This window comes from Streptomyces ochraceiscleroticus, assembly GCF_000720485.1.
GTDB lineage: Bacteria > Actinomycetota > Actinomycetes > Streptomycetales > Streptomycetaceae > Streptomyces > Streptomyces ochraceiscleroticus.
This window is the reverse complement of record NZ_JOAX01000026.1, coordinates 188,198-206,165: the sequence shown is the minus strand read 5'-3', so window position 1 is coordinate 206,165 and position 17,968 is coordinate 188,198. Positions and strand designations below refer to the sequence as shown.

Sequence of the window (17,968 nt, the reverse complement as noted above, 5' to 3'; positions counted from 1 at the left end):
TAGTTGCATCAAACGCCCATAGGGGTAAATGACCGGACCGCGGGGAGACGCGAAGGGGGAGACCGGAGTGAGTGCACAGATGGGACAGCGGACCGCCGAGCCACGCCGCCGGCCCGTACGGCATCCGGGTGCGCGCCGCGCCGCGGGGACGGTGCGGCGGATCAACCCGGAGGCGTCGACCCTGGTGTCGGTCTACCGCAAAGCGGTACCGGAACACCTGCGGCGGGCCATCGCGACCCGCAGCACCCCGGAGCTGCGCCGCCGCATCAAGCAGCAGGTGAGCTGGCTGGCGACGGCCAGACACCTGGACGGGCTGCGCACCCGGGGCGTGGCGCTGTGCCACCGCGCCCTCGCCGCCGGGCCCGGCCGGGCCGTCACGATGGCCGACGGGCACCCGCGCATCGCCCTCGTGCAGCACGACCTCTCACCCGCCCGGGCCCGCCGCGACAACCTCGTCACTGTCGCCGAGACCCTGGAGCAGGCCGGCGTCGACCACTTCTGCGTACGCGGTAAGGAGCGCGGCCGGGGCGTGGTCGCGGTGGCCGAGGAGGACGGACCGCGGGCGCTCGCCGCGCTGGCCGCCCGGTGCCGCGCGCTGCCCGGCTACGTCTCGCTGCTGGCCCCCGGCAACGAGGTCCGGCACACTGCGCCCGGTTACGACTCCGGCGGCTGGCACCGGGCCGGGCGCGCCGGGCTGTTCCGCGTGACCTGGTTCCGTACCGACCCCGGCCGCTCGCTCGTGCTGGACGAGGCGTACGGCTGCGACGTGGAGTTCTGGCCGCGCGAGGGGGACCGGCTGATCGCCCCGCGGCGGAACGCCGTCACCGAGTGGGTGCCGGCGCGCGGGCACCGGATCACCGTCCCCGCCGCGCTCTTCACCTGCCCCAACGGCTCGGGCGACGACCGCGCCCCGCGGGTGGCCACCTACCGGGACTTCACCGTCCCGCTGCCCGGCGACATCACCTTCCCCGTCGACGTCGTCTACACCTGGGTGGACGGCGCCGACCCGGCCTGGCTGGAGCGCCGCGCGGCGTACACCGGGCAGGCGTACCACGACGAGGCGGCCAACGCCGCGCGCTACGCCAACCGCGACGAGCTGCGCTATTCGCTGCGCTCGCTGGACATGTACGCGCCCTGGGTGCGCGACATCTACCTCGTCACCGACGACCAGGTACCGCCCTGGCTGAACACCGCGCACCCGCGTATGAAGGTCGTCAGCCACCGCGAGATATTCACCGAGACGAGTGCGCTGCCGACGTTCAACTCGCACGCCATCGAGAGCCAGCTCCACCACATCGAGGGCCTCTCGGAGCACTTCCTCTACTTCAACGACGACGTCTTCCTCGGCCGGGAGGCGTCACCGCACGACTTCTTCCTGGCCAACGGGCTGACGAAGTACTTCCCCTCGCCCGCGCTCGTACCGCTCGGCCCGCCCGGCGACGACGACGTCCCGGTGTCCGTCGCGGGCAAGAACAACCGCGCGCTCATCGAGGCCCGCTTCGGCACCACACCGGTGCAGAAGATGAAACACGTCCCGCACGCCCTGCGGCGCAGCGTGCTGGAGGAGATAGAGCGGGAGTTCCGCGCCCAGCACCGGGCGACCGCCTCGCACCGCTTCCGCAGCATGGACGACATCTCGATCCCGTCCTCGCTGCACCACTACTACGCCTTCCACACCGGCCGCGCGCTGCCCGCCGACATCGCCTACTCCTACCTCGACCTCTCCCGGCCCAGCGCCGCCAACCGCCTGGACCGGCTGCTCGCCCGCCGCGACCGGGACGTCTTCTGCCTCAACGACACCCAGTCGCAGGAGACCGACCTGGCGGAGCAGCTCGCGCTGCTCCGGCCGTTCCTGGAGGCGTACTTCCCGCTGCCGAGCCCGTACGAGCTGCCGGAGCCATGAGCGGGCCGGGCGTCGTCGACCCCGAGGAGGAGCGGCCACCGTCCGCGGCGCCGGGCGGCCGCGCCCCGCTGACCGTGCGCGGCGGGACGCGCGCGGGGCGCCGCGCCACCCTCGTCGCGGTGCTCGTCCCGTGCGCCGTCACGCTCGCGCTGGGCCTGTGGGGCCTTACCCGCGGCACGTTGTGGCGGGACGAGGCGGCCACCGCGCAGCTCGCGGGCCGCTCGCTGCCGCAGCTGTGGCACCTGCTCGGCACCGCCGACGCGGTGCACGGCCTGTACTACGCCCTGATGCACGGCGTCCGTGCGCTGCTGGGCGGTGGCGAGAGCGCGCTGCGGCTGCCGTCCGTGCTCGGCGCGACGGCCGCGGCCGGACTCGTGGCGCTGACCGGCAGCCGGCTGGCCGCGCCACGCGTCGGCCTGTGGGCCGGGCTGCTCTTCGCCGCCTTCCCCACGGTGAGCCACTACGCGCAGGAGGCCCGCTCCTACGCGCTGGTCACGGCCGGCGCCGCGCTGTCCACGCTGCTGCTGACGAGTGCCGTACGGCGCGGCCGGGCGCGGGACTGGACGGCGTACGCGGCGGTCACGGCGCTCACCGCGCTGCTCCACGAGTGCGCCGTGCTGCTGCTCGCCGCGCACGCGCTGACGCTGCTGGTCTCGCGGGTGCCGCGCGCGGTGTGGTGGCGCTGGGCCGCCGCGGCCTGCGCGGCGGCCCTCGCGCTGCTGCCCCTCGTGGCGCTGTCCCGTGGCCAGAGCCACCAGTTGAACTGGCTGTACCCGCCGGGGCTGCGCGCCGCCTGGCTGCTGCTGCGGTCGTTCGCCGGGCCGTCCGTGCCGGTCGTCGTGGTGGTGTGCCTCCTGCTGGCGGTGGCAGCGCGGCGCCCGCTGCCGCGCCGCGGCCCACTCGGCCTGTCCGCCGTCGCGCTGCCGCTCGCCCTGCTGCCGCCCGCCCTGCTCTTCGTGGCCTCGCAGTGGTACCCGGTCTTCCTCGACCGCTATCTGCTCTTCTCACTGCCGGGCGTGGCGCTGGCCGCGGCGGCCGGGGCGGAGCGGCTGGTGGTCGCGGTGACCGTACGGCGGTCCCGGCGGCTGCCGCCGCGCGCGGTGGCGGCGGCGGGCGCGGCCGCTGTCGCCGCGGCGTTCCTGTGCCAGCTCCCCGCCCAGCAGCGCGAACGGCTGCGGACCGGCCGCCCGGACGACCTCGCTGCCGTGGCGGCGGCCGTCGCGCGCCGCGCCGCTCCCGGGGACGGCGTCTTCTTCGTCCCCACTTACGCACGCCGGGTACGGCTCGCCTACCCGGAGCAGTTCGCCGGGCTGACGGACCTCACACTCGGCGTCCCGGGCGCGGAGTCGGGCACGCTCTACGGTCGGGAGGCGCCGCTGCGGGAGATCCGCACGCGGCTGGGCCGCACCGGCCGCGTCTGGCTGGTCGCCGCCGACGGCGTGGACCGCACCCGGTGGTTCCGCCACAACGACCGGGAAATGGCCAAATGGCGGCTGCTGCACGCGCTCTACGCGCAGCGGTACTGGCTGGACGGGCCCGGCGGCAATGTCGCCCTCTTCGTACGGCGGAACTGAGCGCGTCGGTACTGAGCACGCGGGACGGAACGCGTCGGAACAGGGGTACTTCTTACGCGCCGACCACCGGCCGCATTCCGGAATTCCGGCCGCCCGGCGGCTAATGTCTGCCGCCGCGATTTCCGTCGAGAGGCCGGACATGACCCCACTGAACACCGAGACCGTCGCCGCACCCGCCGGAGCCGCGGGCACGGCGCTGCCGCGCCCCGGCACGCTCGCGGACGTCAAGGGCTGGTTCTTCGACCAGGACCAGGTGCTCTTCGACTGGCTGCTGACCCACCAGGCCCGCTCCGGAGTACGCGGCAACCTGCTGGAAATGGGCGCGTACCTGGGAAAGAGCGCCGCTTTTCTGGGCCGTTACCGCCACTCGGGGGAGGAATTCACGGTCTGCGACCTCTTCGATTCCCCGGCCGGGGACGCGGCCAACGACGAGGAAATGCAGCGCTCCTATGCGACGCTCAGCCGCCGCGCGTTCGAGGCGAATTACCTGTCCTTCCACGACGAGCTGCCCACGATCATCCAGGGCCCCACCTCGCTCGTCCCCGAGAAGGTCGCCCCGGGAAGCTGCCGCTTCGTGCACGTCGACGCCTCGCACCTGTACGAGCACGTACGCGGTGACATCGCGGCCGCGCGCCGCGTGCTGTCACCCGAAGGAGTGGTCGTGCTGGACGACTACCGCTCCGAGCACACGCCGGGCGTCTCGGCCGCCGTCTGGGAGGCGCTGTTCACCGAGGGGCTGCGGCCCATCTGCCTGAGCCGCTGCAAGTTCTACGGCACCTGGGGCGACCCGGCGCCCTGGCAGGAGGCGCTGATCCTGGAGATCGTCGGCCGCGCCGACTGCCACGCCGACCTCCAGACCATCGCGGGGCACCGGGTGCTGCGCCTGGTCGGCGACCGCGGCCCGGCCCTGCCCGAGCCACCGCGGTCCCGGCACTACGAAGTGCTGCGGGCCGAGGAACGCGCGGCCGAGGAGATCCGGCAGCGCCGCGAGGAGAGTGACGCACGGGCCGCGGCCGCCGCCGGCGAGGCCGAGGCGGCGCAGCGCCGGGCCGCCGCCCGCCGCCCGAAGGCCCGCGCCCGGCGGGCCGCGCTCCTGCTGGTGCCGCCCGCCGTCACCAAGGTCCTCCGGCGGCTGCGGCGCCGCTGATCCCCGGGCCGCGGCCCCAGAGACCAGCAGGCCGGCCTCAGTCCAGCAGGTCGGCGGCCCGGGCCGTGGCCCGCCCGTCGTCCCGCGCGCAGTACGCCGCACGGAAGCGCGCGTAGGCGTCCGCGCTGCGCCGTGCGACCCCGTCCAGGTCGCGCAGCGCGTCCACCAGCTCCCCGGTGTCACTCAGCAGCGGCCCCGGCGCCTCGGCCTCGAAGTCGAAGGTGAAGCCGCGCACGGTGTCCCGGAAGTGCTCCAGATCCGGCGTCAGGAACAGCATCGGACGCCCGGTGTTGGCGAAGTCCACCGCCAGCGAGGAGTAGTCCGTCACCAGCACGTCGGCGGCCAGCAGCAGCTCCATCGCGTCCGGGAAGTCGGTCACGTCCCGCACGAAGCCGTCGGCCCCGCCCGGCACCCGGTCGGCCACCAGCGGATGGCTGCGCAGGAGCAGTACGTGATCGTCGCCGAGCGCCGCCCTGGCGTGCGCGACGTCCAGCGGCAGATGGAGCTGGTAGTGGTCGGCGTCGTACGCCTTGTCGTCCCGCTGCGTCGGCGCGTACAGCACCACCTTCTTGTCCGCGGGGATGCCGAGGCGCTCCCGTACCCGCCGGGCCGGCTCGTCGCGGTCACCGGAGACGCCGCCGGCGACCAGGACATCGGTGCGCGGCAGGCCGGTCTCGTGGATCTCCCCTTCGTACCCCAGGGCCCGGCCCAGCAGGGACGTGCTGTGTGCGTTGGGGGAGAGCAGCACGCTCCACTGGTGGCCGCGGCGCGGCTGCGGCCACAGGTGGACCAGGTCGGCGCAGAGCGTGCCGGCCAGGTCGGTGCCGATGCGCTTGACCGGGGTGCCGTGCCAGGTCTGCAGGACCCGCTGGCCCGGACGGCGGACGAACCACTCCGGGAGATGGGTGTTGGTGACGATGCGTCGGCTGCGGGCCAGCGCCTCGTGCCACTCGGTGCTGCCCAGCAGCACGGGCCGGGCGCCCTTGGGAACGTGCGTGTGGGCGTCGCGGACCACCCACAGGTGTTCGGCGCCCGGATCGCGGCGCGCCAGCTCCCGGTGCAGGGCACGCGGCGAGTCGCCGCCGCAGCGCCCGTCGAAGCTGCTGAAGAGGACGGTTTCGCGCAGCGGGCGGGAGCGGCGCCGCGGGTAGTGCTCCTCGCGCAGCAGCCGCTGCCGGTACGGGCCGCGGTCCGTGTCCGGCACCGCGGGGCCCGCCTCGACGAAGAGCCGGTCGTGGAAGCGGCGGTCCACGGTGAGCGGCCGGGGCGCCGACGGGCAGGCCGCGGGCAGCCCGGCGAAGAGCGTGGGGCACAGCCGTACGGGCAGGTCACCGGCGCCGTGCCGGTTGCTGCCGAGGGCGGGACCGACCGCTGCGGCGATCGCCCCGGCGGCCGCGTCGTACGCCGCGTCCGCGTCGTACTCGGCGCCCGGCCCGACCGCGTCGGCGGTGCCGGCCGTGCGCAGGAAGAGGTACCAGCGGCCCTCGCGCAGCGGCCGCTGCCCGCCGCAGGTGGGGACGGCGGCGGGCCGCAGGACGGCCGTGAACCGCTCGCCGTCCCGGGTGGCGGGGAACACCGCCTCGGCGGCGTACCGGCTGTGCCGCAGCACGGCCGCGAGCGGCGCCCCGCCCCCGGCCGCACCCGGCAGCCGCCCCGCCACCTCCAGTGACCCGTCGGGCCGCCACGCCAGCCGGTCGGCGAACGGCTCCGGGGCGCGGAGGTGCAGGACCAGATTGCCGGCCGCGGTGGCGGTGACCACCAGCTCCCGGCCGCCGCTGTCGACCCCCCGCCCAACAGGCGCCGTGGGGTCGGCCGCGATCCGGGCCGTCCGGCCGTCCGCGTAGACCAGTACGGGGTCCCAGGTGGCGGCGGCCTCCTGCCCGGCACCCGTGGCGGCCTCACCCCTGGCCAGCTCGGCCGGGTCGATGCGCAGGGTGAGGCGGTGGCCGGTGCCCTCGGCGGTGATGTCCGCCTCCGTGAGCGGCCGTTCGAGGCGCTCGTCCGTGCCGCGGTGGGTCAGCCGCAGCGCCACCGGCGCGTTGGCCGAGGCGTCCCGCACGGTCAGCTCGGCCGCGCCGTCGCCCACCGTGCGCTGCCCGGCCAGCCGCCGCACGGTCCGCTCCACCGACAGGTGCAGCCGCCCGTCCTTGTACCAGGGCACCACCCGCATCCCGTCGGCCACCTCGTGGGGCAGCGGGGACGCGCCGGAGCCGGCGTCCAGGGCGCGCAGCGCGGCCGGCCGGACCACCCCGGCCCCGGCCACGACGATGCCCACCTTCCACTGGCCGGGCTTGAAGGTGCCGCCCTTGGCCAGCCGCTTCGGGTCCACCGTGATCTCGAAGCCCGACCAGTCGTAACAGTGCTGTTCCTGGCGGGAGTTGTGGGTGGCCTCCGGCGCGGGCACGGACCGCACCGGCAGCACGATCCGGCGCTTGCCCGACATCAGCACCGCCGCCTTCAGACAGCTCAGCCGGCCGGGCGCCGCGATGTTGCGGATGTAGGCGTAGCCGCGCAGCACCAGCTTGCCGTCCCGCCACACCGCCTCCCGCAGCCGCGCCCGTACCGGCAGGTCCTTGGTGGTGAGCCGGGTGACCTCGGGCGGCAGCGGGATCGGGCGGCCGCCGCCGACGGAGAGCACCGCGCGCTTGCGCAGCGGCGGGCCCGCGACGTGGAAGCCGGAGTTGTTCCGCTGCTGGTACTCCAGCAGCCGCAGCAGGTCGTCCAGGCGGTCCTCCCGGATCAGCGTCCACTTCATGCGCTGCTCGACGGGGAGTTCGGCGTACAGCGTGGGGTCGATGCGGCTGAGGAAGTCCCGGGCGCCGGTCATGAAGACCCGGTGGTACTCCTCGCCCGCCATGGGCAGCGCGTCGATGAAGTACTGCAGGTCGTCCAGGAGGACGGAGCGGTCGTAGTCGCGCTTGTGCCGCGTCCAGCGGGTGCGGTCCGGGTCGGCGAGGAAGCGGCTGACGCCGTCGACGGCGGCGAGCCGGTCGCGTACGCCCTTCACGTCGGTGCGGCGGCGGGTGATCGAGCCCTCGCGGATGCGCCAGTAGTAGACGTGCTCATGCAGGACGTCGACGGCCTCGGCGAGGAAGTGCGCGGGGATGGTGAGCGGGGTGTCCTCGTAGAGCACGCCCTCGGGGAAGGCGAGCCGGTGGCGGTCCCAGAAGGTGCGCCGGAAGACCTTGTTCCAGGCCACCCGGTCGGCCAGCAGGGTCAGGTCCCGGCTGATGTGGGTGCCCAGCACCGTGCGCGTCATGGTCTTGTGCTGCCACGCCTGGCTGCGGCCCTCGGCGGTCAGCCGGTAGACGTTGCCGGTCGCGAAGTCCGAGCCGGACTCCTCCAGCAGGGAGACCAGGCCCTCGTAGGCGCGCGGCGGCAGCACGTCGTCGCTGTCCATGAAGGTGAGGTAGGCGGTGCGCGGATCGGCGTGCCGGGCACCGGTGTTGCGGGCGTGTCCCAGACCCCCGTTCTCCTGCGTCACCAGCCGGAAGCGCGGGTCGCGGGCGGCGAACTCCCGGGCCAGTTGTGGCCCGGAGTCGGTGGAGCCGTCGTCGACCATGACCACGTCCAGTTCCCGCAGGGTCTGGGCGGCCACGGACGCGAGGCACTCGGGGAGGTACTCCTCCACGTTGTAGATCGGGATGACGACGGTGAGCCGGGGATCCATGGAGCAGACCAGACCTTTTCCAGGGGGACGCACGGGACACCAGTCCAACCCCCTGCGGACTCACCCGTCACATTTGCTGCGCTGTTCGAGTGACCGGCCCCGGCGGAGGAACCGGACGGAGCGTGATCGCCCGCCTACGCTGCTGCTGCACCCGTGCGTACCGAACCCCTGGATGGCCATGCCCCGCTTCAGCGTCATCGTCCCCGCCCGCGGCGTGCAGGGTTTCCTGCGCCACTGCCTGGACTCCGTGCTCACGCAGTCCTTCGAAGGGGTGGAGCTGATCGCCGTCGACGACTGCTCGGACGGCGGCGACGGGGCGATCATCGACGCGTACGCGGCGGCCGATCACCGGGTCATCGCACTGCACCTGGAGCGGCCCGGCGGCGTGGGCCCGGCCCGCAACGCCGGCGTCCGCAGCGCCACCGGCGAGTACCTCCTCTTCCTCGACGGCGACGACTTCCTCGCGCCCGGCGCGCTGGCCGCGATCGACGCGCGGCTGCGGGCGGCGGGCGAGCCCGATGTGCTGCTCTTCGACCACGACCGGATCGACGTCTGGGAGAAGCGCCACGGAAGCGCGGACCGGGAGTTCCTGGAGGCGCACGCCGATACGGTCTTCACCGCGGAGGACGTGCCGGAGTGCCTGGCCGTGCTGCCGGCGCCGTGGAACCGCGCGGTCCGCCGCGACCTGTGGGAGGCGCACCGCTTCGCGTTCGCCGACGGCCCGTACGACGACGTCCCCGTGGTCTTCGAGGCTCTGCTGGCGGCGGCCCGGATCGCCTGTCTGGACCAGGTGTGCGTGACCTGGCGCAAGCGCCGCCGGGGCAGCGCCTCCACCGTCCCCGGACGCCACCACTTCGCGGTCATCGGCCGGTACGACGCGGTGTTCCGCGCGCTGACCGGGACCGGGACCGGGCTGGGCGGCGGCACCGAGGCGGCCCGTGGCGTCCTGTTCGCGCACGCGGCCGGCCGGCTGCTGCGGATCATGGAGGACGACGGCCGGGTACGCGCGGGGGACCGCCCCGACTTCTACCGTGAGCTGGCCCGCCTGCTGCGCCGGCACCGCCCGGCCGGCGCCGAGCTGCCCACGTACCTGAACTCCTACGCCGTCTACCGCTCCATGCAGCGTGCCGGAACGCTGCGGCACCGCACCGCCAAGACGCTGCGCGCCCGCCGGCACCGCACCGCGCGCAGCGTCTACCGCCGCTACTACGGCCTCCAGCTGCGCCGCCCGGTCGACGAGAACCTCGTGGTCTACGCCGCCTACTGGAACCGCGGCGTGCTCTGCAATCCCGCCGCCATCCACGCGAAGGCCCGCGAGCTGGCGCCGCACCTGCGCGGCGTGTGGGTGGTGGACCGCCGGCACCGCGAGGACGTACCGCCGGGCGTGGAGACCGTACTGGTGAACTCCCGCCGGTACTGGGAGGTGCTGGCCCGCGCCAAGTACCTCGTCAACAACGCCAACTTCTCCGGCACCGTCCACAAGCGCCCCGAGCAGGTCTACATCCAGACCCACCACGGCACCCCGCTGAAGAAGATGGGCATGGACCTGCGCCGGCATCCGGCCGCGGCGCACGGCGTCAGCTTCCTGCGGATGCTCGACCACGCCGACCAGTGGGACTACTGCCTGTCCTCGAACCCGCACTCCACCGAGGTGTGGCAGCGCGTCTATCCCAGCGACTACGAGACGCTGCCGACCGGCTACCCGCGCAACGACCGGTACTTCACCGCCACCGCGGAGGACGTCCGCGGGATCCGCGCCGGGCTGGGCATCGCGCCCGGCACCACCGCGATCCTCTACGCGCCCACCCACCGCGACTACGAGCGCGGCTTCAACCCGCCGCTGGACCTGGAGCGCTTCGCCGAAGCGCTCGGCGAGGGATACCAGCTCCTGGTCCGCACGCACTACTTCTACGGCGCCGACTCGCGGCTCGCCGCGCTGGAGGAGGCGGGCCGCATCCTGGACGTCTCCCGGCACCCGTCCGTGGAGGACCTGGCCCTGGCCTCCGACGCGCTCCTCTGCGACTTCTCGTCGCTGATGTTCGACTACGCGGGCCTCGACCGGCCGGTCGTCGTGCACTCCTCGGACTGGGAGGCATACCGGCACGCCCGCGGCGTCTACTTCGACCTGCTCTCCGGCGAGCCCGGCGACACCCCGGGCCACATCGCCGCCGACGAGCAGGCCATCGCCGAGGTCTTCCGCTCGGGCCGCTGGGCGGACGAGCGCTCCACGGAGCTGCGGGCCGCGTTCCGGGAGCGGTTCTGCCCGTACGACGACGGCCTGGCCGCCGAGCGCGTCGTCCGCCGGGTCTTCCTCGGCGAGGAGACGCTGCTGCCGGTGGTGCCAATGGCCGAGCGCACCGTCGCCCCGGCACCGCCCGAGGCGGAGCTCGACGGGGACGCCGAGCCCTGCGCACGGGCGTGAGGTGGCGCGCCCCATAAGGGGCGCGGGGAACTGCGCGACCGGCCACATACGGCCCGCAGCCGACGAACCGCCCCCCCCCGCGGAGCGGCTAGCGCCCTCGGTTACGGGCCGCGACAATCGCCTTGGTAACAACAGGCGGCAGCACATTCACCGCGACCCGCCGCAGAGCGCTACGCCCCTGCCGCCCCCCGCGTCCCGCAGCATGCGGGAGCCCGGCCGCCGGCGCACCGGGCCGCACCCGATGCCGCGACACCGGATGCACCGGCTCCTTCGCCCCCTTCGCCGACAGTCGGATCAACGGTTGCCCCGCAACCTCCTGCACCTCGTGCCACAGGTCCTCGCGCGAGCGCAGCCACTCCAGCAGCTCGGCGCGCACCGGCTCCGCGTCGCCCCAGGTGCCGTAGAACTTCGTGCCGGTGATGCACAGCGGCTTCAGCCCGCCGGTGGTCACCGCCTGCCAGGTGGCCGCGGCCACGCCGGGACAGTGCTCGGCGCGGTAGTCGTCCAGGACCACCACGCCGTGCGGGCGCAGCAGCTCCCGCACGGCCAGGATGTCGCCGTGCACATGCTCGTACAGGTGCGAGGCGTCGATGTGCGCGAAGCGGCAGCTCTCGTCCTCGACGTGCGTGCGGATCACCGAGGACAGGCCCTGGACGAGATGCGGCAGCTCGTCGTGGAAGGAGAGGTAGTTGGCCTCGAAGGCGCGGCGGGTGAGCGTGGCGTAGGACTTCGCCATCTCCTTGGAGTTGGAGGCGTCCTCGGCGGGGGAATCGAACAGGTCGCAGACCGTGAAGCGGTCACCGGCACGCAGCCGGGCGCCCATGAAGATGGCGCTCTTCCCCATGTACGCGCCGAGCTCCAGCAGGTCGCCCGGTTCCTTGCGGCGTTCCTGGCGGGCCAGGAACCAGTCGAACATGAGCTGGTCGGCAGTGAAGAACCAGCCCTTGACGTCGGCCAGGCGGGTAGGTCGCGGGAGTTGTTCGGCACTCTGGTCTGCGGTGAGGGCAGTCATGTGCGGTCCGTCTCCAGACGGTCGGGGGATTCGATGGCGACATGCGACGCGTGTGCTGTTGTGGGCCCGGGCACCGGCTGCGGCACCGCGAGACTGCGGGCCCGCGCGGGAGAGGGCGCGGGCCGGCGCTCATGGAGGGGTACGGCGTCGGGAGGTGACCCCTCGTCCCCGAGGAACACACGGCGTACCACGCGTTCCGCGGCGTGGCCGTCATCGTAGGGGCAGAAAAGTGAACGGAAAGTGGCCCGCAGAGCGGCCGAACGGGGTCCGTGCCATGCGGGACTCGCGAAGATGTCGATGAGCTCCTCCTCGCTGCGGGCCACCGGCCCCGGCGGGTGCCGGAGCAGGTCGAAATAGGTGCCGCGGGCCGCCCGGTACGCCTCCCAGTCGTCGGTGAGGACCACCACCGGCCGGTCGAGGTTCACGTAGTCGAACATGAGCGAGGAGTAGTCGGTGACCAGCGCGTCCGAGGCCAGGCAGAGGTCCTCCACGCACGGGTGGCCGCTCACGTCGATCACCCCGTCGCCGGGCGGCGCCGGCGGGACGTCCGCGGCGTACGGCGGGCCCTCCAGCGAGGAGAAGTGCGGCCGCACCAGCACCACGAAGCCGGGGCCGAGCTCCCGCAGCAGCCGGTGCGGGTCCAGCGCGGGGCGCCGGGAGCGCCGGTAGTCGCGGTGGGTCGGCGCGTACAGGATCGCGGTGGCGGACGGCGGGATGCCCAGCTCGGTACGGATGCGCAGCACGTCCTGGGCGGTGGCGCGCAGGAACCGGTCGGTGCGCGGCTGCCCGTACTCCAGCGTGGTGTAGCCGGCCGGGTAGACCCGCTCCCAGGTCAGGGTGGCGTGGCGGTTGGCGGAGAGGCTGTAGTCCCAGCTGTCCACGCCGCGCAGCAGCCGCGCGAAGTCGGTGCCGCGGGCCGCTGCCGGGCGCTCCTGCAGGTCCAGGCCCATGTGCTTGAGCGGGGTGCCGCGGTGCGTCTGCAGCAGCACCTGGCCCGGCCGCTTGGCCAGCCGCCCGTCGAAGTGCACGTTGTTGACCAGGTACTTCGAGCGGGCCAGCGCGGTCCAGTACGCGGCGGTGCCGGGCCGCAGCCACCGCACGCCCGGCGGCACGCTGTCCTCGTACCCGGGCGCCGCCACCCACGCCGTGCGCATCCCCGGGCACAGCTCGCGCAGCTTGGCCTCGATGGCGGCGGGGTCGCCGGCGTAGCCGCGGTGCCAGTGCGCGGTGAAGACCGCGTGGTCGGGCCGTACCGGCAGCCGCCGCTGGAGCCGGTAGTGGAGGCCGAGCGCGGCGCGCCGCGTCCGCCGCAGCAGCCACCGGGCGTGGCGCGCGACGGCCCGGCGCAGCCGCTGCGCGCCCGCCAGCAGCCGGAACGGGCGGTGCCAGCCGAGCCGTACGAGGCCGTGCCGGACCCGCACGGCGAGCCGCGGCGGAGCGCCGTCGACAGCGGCCGGGGCGGGGTCGGCGCAGCGGTACCGGCGGCAGTGCGCTGCGGCCCGCCGGAAGAACTCGGCACGGCTGTCGCGCGGCAGCCGCCCCCGCGCCGTGTAGACGGCCGTGAGGTGGTCGGTCATCCGGCGGACCATCAGCGGCCGCCAACGGGCCAGCTCCGGGCGGGAGTCGAGGAAGGCGAACACCCGGTCGTACTGGTCGAAGATGTCGAAGTGGCCGCGCCCCGTGGTGCCGAGGATGCTGCCCCGGCGGCGCTGCCGGTAGTGCACGCAGACCCGGTCCAGTACCGCGATCGACTCCGCGGTCGCCAGCGCCGGGAACGTCCAGGGCGTGTCCTCGTAGTAGCCCGGCGGGAAGGACAACCCCTGCCGCTGGACGAAGTCCCGGCGGTACGCCTTGTTCCACACCACCATCAGCAGCCGCAGCAGGGCGGGCCGGTCGGCCAGCCGGAAGGCCGGCGGGCCGTCCTCGGCGAGCAGATGGGCGTACTGGTTGCGGGCTGCGGTGCCGGACCAGGTGGTGCGGGCGTAGTCGTAGACCAGCACGTCCGGGTCGCCGGTCGCGGCCAGCCGGTCGGCGACGGCCCGCAGCGCGCCCGGCGTGAGGGTGTCGTCGCCGTCCAGGAAGAGCAGGTAGTCGCCGCGCGCGTGGGCGATGCCGGCGTTCCGGGCCGGGCCGAGGCCGGTGTTGGCCGGCAGGTGCACGGGCCGTACCCGGTGGTCGCGGCGGGCGGCGTCGGCGATGAGCGCCCCGCAGCCGTCCGGTGACCCGTCGTCGACCGCGATCAGCTCGAAGTCCGTCCACTCCTGGGCGAGGACGGACTCCAGGCATTCCGGCAGATACGCCTGGACCTGATAAGCGGGAACGATGACGCTGAACCGTGGCAAGAGCACTTCCATGAGTCGGCGGCCGGCTGCGCTGTCGGTCAGCGATCGTTCCCGGCCCCGCCGCGCCGTCATGCGGCGCGGCGGCCGGTTACGTCCGGGTGGCGGGCGACTCGCACCCGTACGAGTGAGCCGCCGCCGGCTCCTACTTCACCGCGCCTGCCATCACGCCGGAGACGAACTGCCGCTGGAAGGCGAAGAAGACCGCCAGCGGGATGATCATCGAGATGAAGGCGCCGGGCGCCAGCACGTCGATGTTGTTGCCGAACTGGCGTACCTCCTGCTGGAGCGCCACGGTGATCGGCGGGTTGCCGCTGTCCGCGAAGATCAGCGCGATCAGCAGGTCGTTCCACACCCACAGGAACTGGAAGATGCCCAGCGAGGCGATGGCCGGGCCGCCCAGCGGCAGGACCACCCGGGTGAACAGCCGCAGTTCGCTCGCCCCGTCCAGCCGGGCGGCCTCCAGCAGCTCGCGCGGGATCTCGGCGAAGAAGTTCCGCAGCAGGAACACCGCGAACGGCAGGCCGAACGCCGTATGGAAGAGCACCACCCCGGCCGTCGTCTCGAAGAGCCCGACCGCGCCGAAGAGCTTCGCCACCGGGATCAGCGCGACCTGTACCGGGACGACCAGCAGCCCCACCACGACCATGAACCAGACGTCCCGCCCGGGGAAGTCCATCCACGCGAACGCATAGCCCGCCAGCGACCCGATGACCACCACCAGCACCGTCGCCGGCACCGTGATCAGCGCGGTGGTCCACAGCGAGTCCATGATCTTGGCGTTGCCCAGCAGATTGCCGTACCCGGACCAGGTGAGCTGCGCCGGCTTGACGAACACCTCCCACCAGCCGCTCTCCGCGACGTCCGCCGGATCGCGCAGCGAGGAGATCAGCAGCCCGACCGTCGGCATCAGCCAGAACAGCCCGACCAGGATCAGGAAGACCCGCAGCACACCGCCGCCGGTACGGGCCGCGATCCGCGCGGCCAGGGACTGCCGGGCGCGTACCGCCCCGTCGGCCACCGCCGTCATCGCTGCCGCTCCTTCCGCAGGCGCCGGATATTGATGATCAGCACCGGTGAGACGAGGAGCAGCAGGAACACCGCGATGGCGGAGCCGATGCCCTGGTTCACGTCCGTGCCGAAGGACGACTGGTAGAGCTGGAGGGCGAGCACGTTCGCCTCGTCCTGGCTGGCGCCCGGCGCGATGATGTACACGAGGTCGAAGATCTTCAGCACGTTGATCATCAGCGTGACGAGGACGACCACCAGGACCGGCGCCAGCAGCGGCACCGTCACCCGGCGGAAGACCTGCCACTCGTTCGCGCCGTCCACCCGGGCCGCCTCCAGCAGCTCCCGCGGCACGCTCGCCAGGCCCGCCGCGATCAGCACCATCGCGAAGCCCGCCCACATCCACACGTAACTGCCGATGATCGCGGGCGTCACCAGCGCCGGACCGAGCCAGTCGACGCCGTTGTACGCCTCGGCGAAGTTCGACGCGGGCAGCCGCAGCTTCGCCCCCTCGGCGCGGGCGGGCAGCGCGTACGTCCCGTCCGCCTCGGTGGTCGCGGACGCCACGACCTTGCCGTCCCTGACCGCCTGGATCTCCAGGCCGGCCAGCGCCTTCTCCTGCTTGTCGATCCTGTTCGGAGTGCCGCCGCCCCCGCGCGTGAAGTCCAGCCAGGCGGTGCCGGTGATCTGCCCGGGGCGCGGCTTCGCCGCCACGGCCCGCTGCGCGCCCTTGAGGTCGTCCGGCTGCACCGCCACCAGCGGCAGGCTCACCGCGGTACCGGTCCTCGCCGCCTCCTTGGTGGTGAACGCACCGCCGCCGGACGCCTTGAGGTCGGAGTTCGGCCGCGGATTGGCCCCCGGATACGGCGCGGGCTCGGCGAAGGTGTCGTGCACGCCCACCCACACCGCGTTGGCGACCCCGCGCTCCGGGTCCTGCTCGTACACCAGCCGGAAGATGATGCCGGCGGCCAGCATGGAGATCGCCATCGGCATGAAGACGACCAGCTTGAACGCGGTGCCCCAGCGCACCCGCTCGGTCAGCACGGCGAAGATCAGGCCGAGCGCGGTGGCCACGGTCGGCGCGACCACCACCCAGATGATGTTGTTCTTCAGCGCCGTGCGGATGCGGTCGTCGGAGAACAGCTCGGCGTAGTTGCCCAGCCCCACGAAGCCGCTGCCCGGCGCGTCGAAGAGGCTGCGCCAGACCGAGTACCCGATCGGATAGACCACCAGCGCGCCGAGCAGCAGCAGCGCCGGGAGGAGGAACGCGCCCGCGATCCACGGGCGCGTCCCCGTCACGCTCTTGCCGGGCTTCCTCGTGCCCTTGCCGGACGCCTGCGCGGCGGCCGCGGTGCCTCCGGAGGTCATGGCATCAGTTCCCGAACGACTTCGCGGCGTCCTTCTCGAGCTGCGCCTGGGTCCCCGCGACGTCCTTCGGGTTCTTCAGGAAGTCCTGCAGCGCCTTCCACTCGCCCTGTCCCGGCTTGCCGCCGAAGGACGCCGGGGCCTGGTCGGACATGTCGAAGCGGAAGTCGTCACCGGCCGCGACCAGCGCCTTGCCGATCTCCCGGAACACGGTGTTCGGGTAGACGGCCGGGTCCAGCTTCTTGTTGGCGGAGACGAAGCCGCCCTGACCCGCCCAGATCCGGGCGGCGTCCGGGGACGCCAGGAAGGTCAGCAGCGCCTGCGACGCCTTGTTGTCCTTCAGCGCCACCGCCACGTCGCCACCGGTCACCACCGGCGACTCCTTGCCGACCGCCGGGAACGGGAAGACCTTGGCGTCCGTACCGACCTTCGCCTTGGTCTGGCCGATGTTGGCAGCGGCGAAGTCGGCCGAGGAGACCATCGCGGCCTTCGGGTCGTCCTTGAACGTCTGCGTCACCGACTGCGGGAACGCCGTCTGCAGCGCGCCCCCGTTGCCGCCCGCGAGCAGCCCCTTGGCACCGAAGAGCGAGCCGAGCGTGGTGAGCGCCTGCTTCACCGACGGATCGGTCCACTTGATCTCGTGCTTGGCGAGCTGGTCGTACTTCTCGGGGCCGGCCTGCGAGAGGTAGACGTTCTCGAACCAGTCGGTGAGCGTCCAGCCGTCCGCGCCGCCGACCGAGACCGGCTCGACGCCGGAGTCCGCGAGCGTCCTGGCGGTCTTCAGGAAGCCCTTCCAGTCCTTGGGCTCGGACACCCCCGCGTCCTCGAACGCCTGGGTGTTGTACCAGACCAGCGACTTGTTGCTGGCCTTGAAGTACACGCCGTAGCTCTTGCCGCCGTAACTCCCCAGGTCCTGCCAGCCCTTGGAGAAGTTCTCCGACAGCTCCTTCTTCGCGTCCGGGCCGAGCGGCTTGACCCAGCCCTTCTTCGCGAACTCCTGGAGCACGCCGACCTGCTGGAGCATCGCGACGTCCGGCGCGCCGCCGCCGGCGACCTTGGAGCCGATGAAGCCGGCCATGTCGTCGCCGCTGGGCACGAATTCCACCTCGGCGCCCGTGCGCTTCTCGAACTCGTCCAGGACCTTGGTGAAGTTCTCCCGCTCAGGACCGGTCCACACCGCCGTCACCTGGAGCGTCTGTCCGTTCAGCTTCGGCAGCCGGACGGTGGGCGCGCTCTCGCCGCCGCCCTTGCCCTCGCTCTTCTTGCCGCTGTCGCCGCCGCAGCCGGTCAGTGCCAGCGCACCCACCGCGACAAGTGCCGTTGCCGTACGAAGCGTTGCGTGACGCATCCGTCGCCCTCCCGTTGGCCGTGCGACAGTCCTACCCGCGCCAGGGGGTCCGAGCAATACCGCGTCCGACCGCAACTCCCCGTCGTGACCGGGCCGTTATCGCAGTGGGTGACTCTCCTTGTCCGTACGGCGACCGATTCGTTGTATGTCACGGCGTTGTATGTCACCGCGTTGTACGCG

Annotated in this window: 10 protein-coding genes; 4 read left to right on the top strand and 6 right to left on the bottom strand. The window is 73.1% G+C overall.

The window, feature by feature from the left end; translation table 11 throughout:
* Positions 1–79 precede the first annotated feature (79 nt).
* From IG84_RS0129195 to IG84_RS0129185, 3 genes are all read left to right on the top strand, one after another.
* Positions 80–1,903 (top strand): stealth family protein, encoded by a 1,824-nt coding sequence (locus tag IG84_RS0129195; protein ID WP_051862544.1) that lies wholly within the window; start codon positions 80–82, stop codon positions 1,901–1,903.
* Positions 1,900–3,477 (top strand): glycosyltransferase family 39 protein, encoded by a 1,578-nt coding sequence (locus IG84_RS0129190; RefSeq protein ID WP_051862542.1) that lies wholly within the window; start codon positions 1,900–1,902, stop codon positions 3,475–3,477. The genes IG84_RS0129195 and IG84_RS0129190 overlap by 4 nt, the downstream gene beginning before the upstream one ends.
* A gap of 139 nt (positions 3,478–3,616) precedes the next feature.
* Entirely contained in the window at positions 3,617–4,624 is a 1,008-nt protein-coding gene (locus IG84_RS0129185; RefSeq protein WP_037800984.1) for a class I SAM-dependent methyltransferase, read from the top strand.
* Positions 4,625–4,661: 37 nt separating this feature from the next.
* On the opposite strand, the gene IG84_RS0129180 is transcribed toward IG84_RS0129185, so the two are convergent.
* Positions 4,662–8,294 carry a bifunctional glycosyltransferase/CDP-glycerol:glycerophosphate glycerophosphotransferase gene (locus IG84_RS0129180; RefSeq protein ID WP_031063403.1) on the bottom strand — a complete coding sequence of 1,211 codons (3,633 nt, stop codon included), beginning with the start codon at positions 8,292–8,294 and terminating at the stop codon, positions 4,662–4,664.
* Between the two features lie 172 nt (positions 8,295–8,466).
* Between IG84_RS0129180 and IG84_RS0129175 the strand changes: the two genes are divergently transcribed.
* On the top strand, positions 8,467–10,716 hold the full coding sequence (locus tag IG84_RS0129175) for a bifunctional glycosyltransferase/CDP-glycerol:glycerophosphate glycerophosphotransferase (RefSeq protein ID WP_245659634.1): 2,250 nt from the start codon (positions 8,467–8,469) through the stop codon (positions 10,714–10,716).
* 88 nt (positions 10,717–10,804) lie between these two features.
* Here IG84_RS0129175 and IG84_RS0129170 read toward each other — a convergent pair whose 3' ends face one another.
* The 5 genes from IG84_RS0129170 to IG84_RS0129150 all read right to left on the bottom strand — a co-directional run bounded on the left by IG84_RS0129170 (position 10,805) and on the right by IG84_RS0129150 (position 17,788).
* Positions 10,805–11,728 carry a class I SAM-dependent methyltransferase gene (locus tag IG84_RS0129170; RefSeq protein ID WP_031063396.1) on the bottom strand — a complete coding sequence of 308 codons (924 nt, stop codon included), beginning with the start codon at positions 11,726–11,728 and terminating at the stop codon, positions 10,805–10,807.
* Entirely contained in the window at positions 11,725–14,070 is a 2,346-nt protein-coding gene (locus tag IG84_RS0129165) for a bifunctional glycosyltransferase/CDP-glycerol:glycerophosphate glycerophosphotransferase (protein WP_051862557.1), read from the bottom strand. The genes IG84_RS0129170 and IG84_RS0129165 overlap by 4 nt, the downstream gene beginning before the upstream one ends.
* Before the next feature lie 142 nt (positions 14,071–14,212).
* Entirely contained in the window at positions 14,213–15,097 is an 885-nt protein-coding gene (locus tag IG84_RS0129160) for a carbohydrate ABC transporter permease (RefSeq protein ID WP_031063388.1), read from the bottom strand.
* Positions 15,094–16,443: a carbohydrate ABC transporter permease gene (locus tag IG84_RS0129155; RefSeq protein ID WP_037800965.1), complete on the bottom strand. Its 1,350-nt coding sequence runs from the start codon at positions 16,441–16,443 to the stop codon at positions 15,094–15,096. Before IG84_RS0129155 ends, IG84_RS0129160 begins: the two co-directional genes overlap by 4 nt.
* Positions 16,444–16,447: 4 nt before the next feature.
* A complete protein-coding gene (locus tag IG84_RS0129150) occupies positions 16,448–17,788 on the bottom strand; it encodes an ABC transporter substrate-binding protein (RefSeq protein WP_031063383.1) in 1,341 nt (446 codons plus the stop codon).
* Positions 17,789–17,968 lie beyond the last annotated feature (180 nt).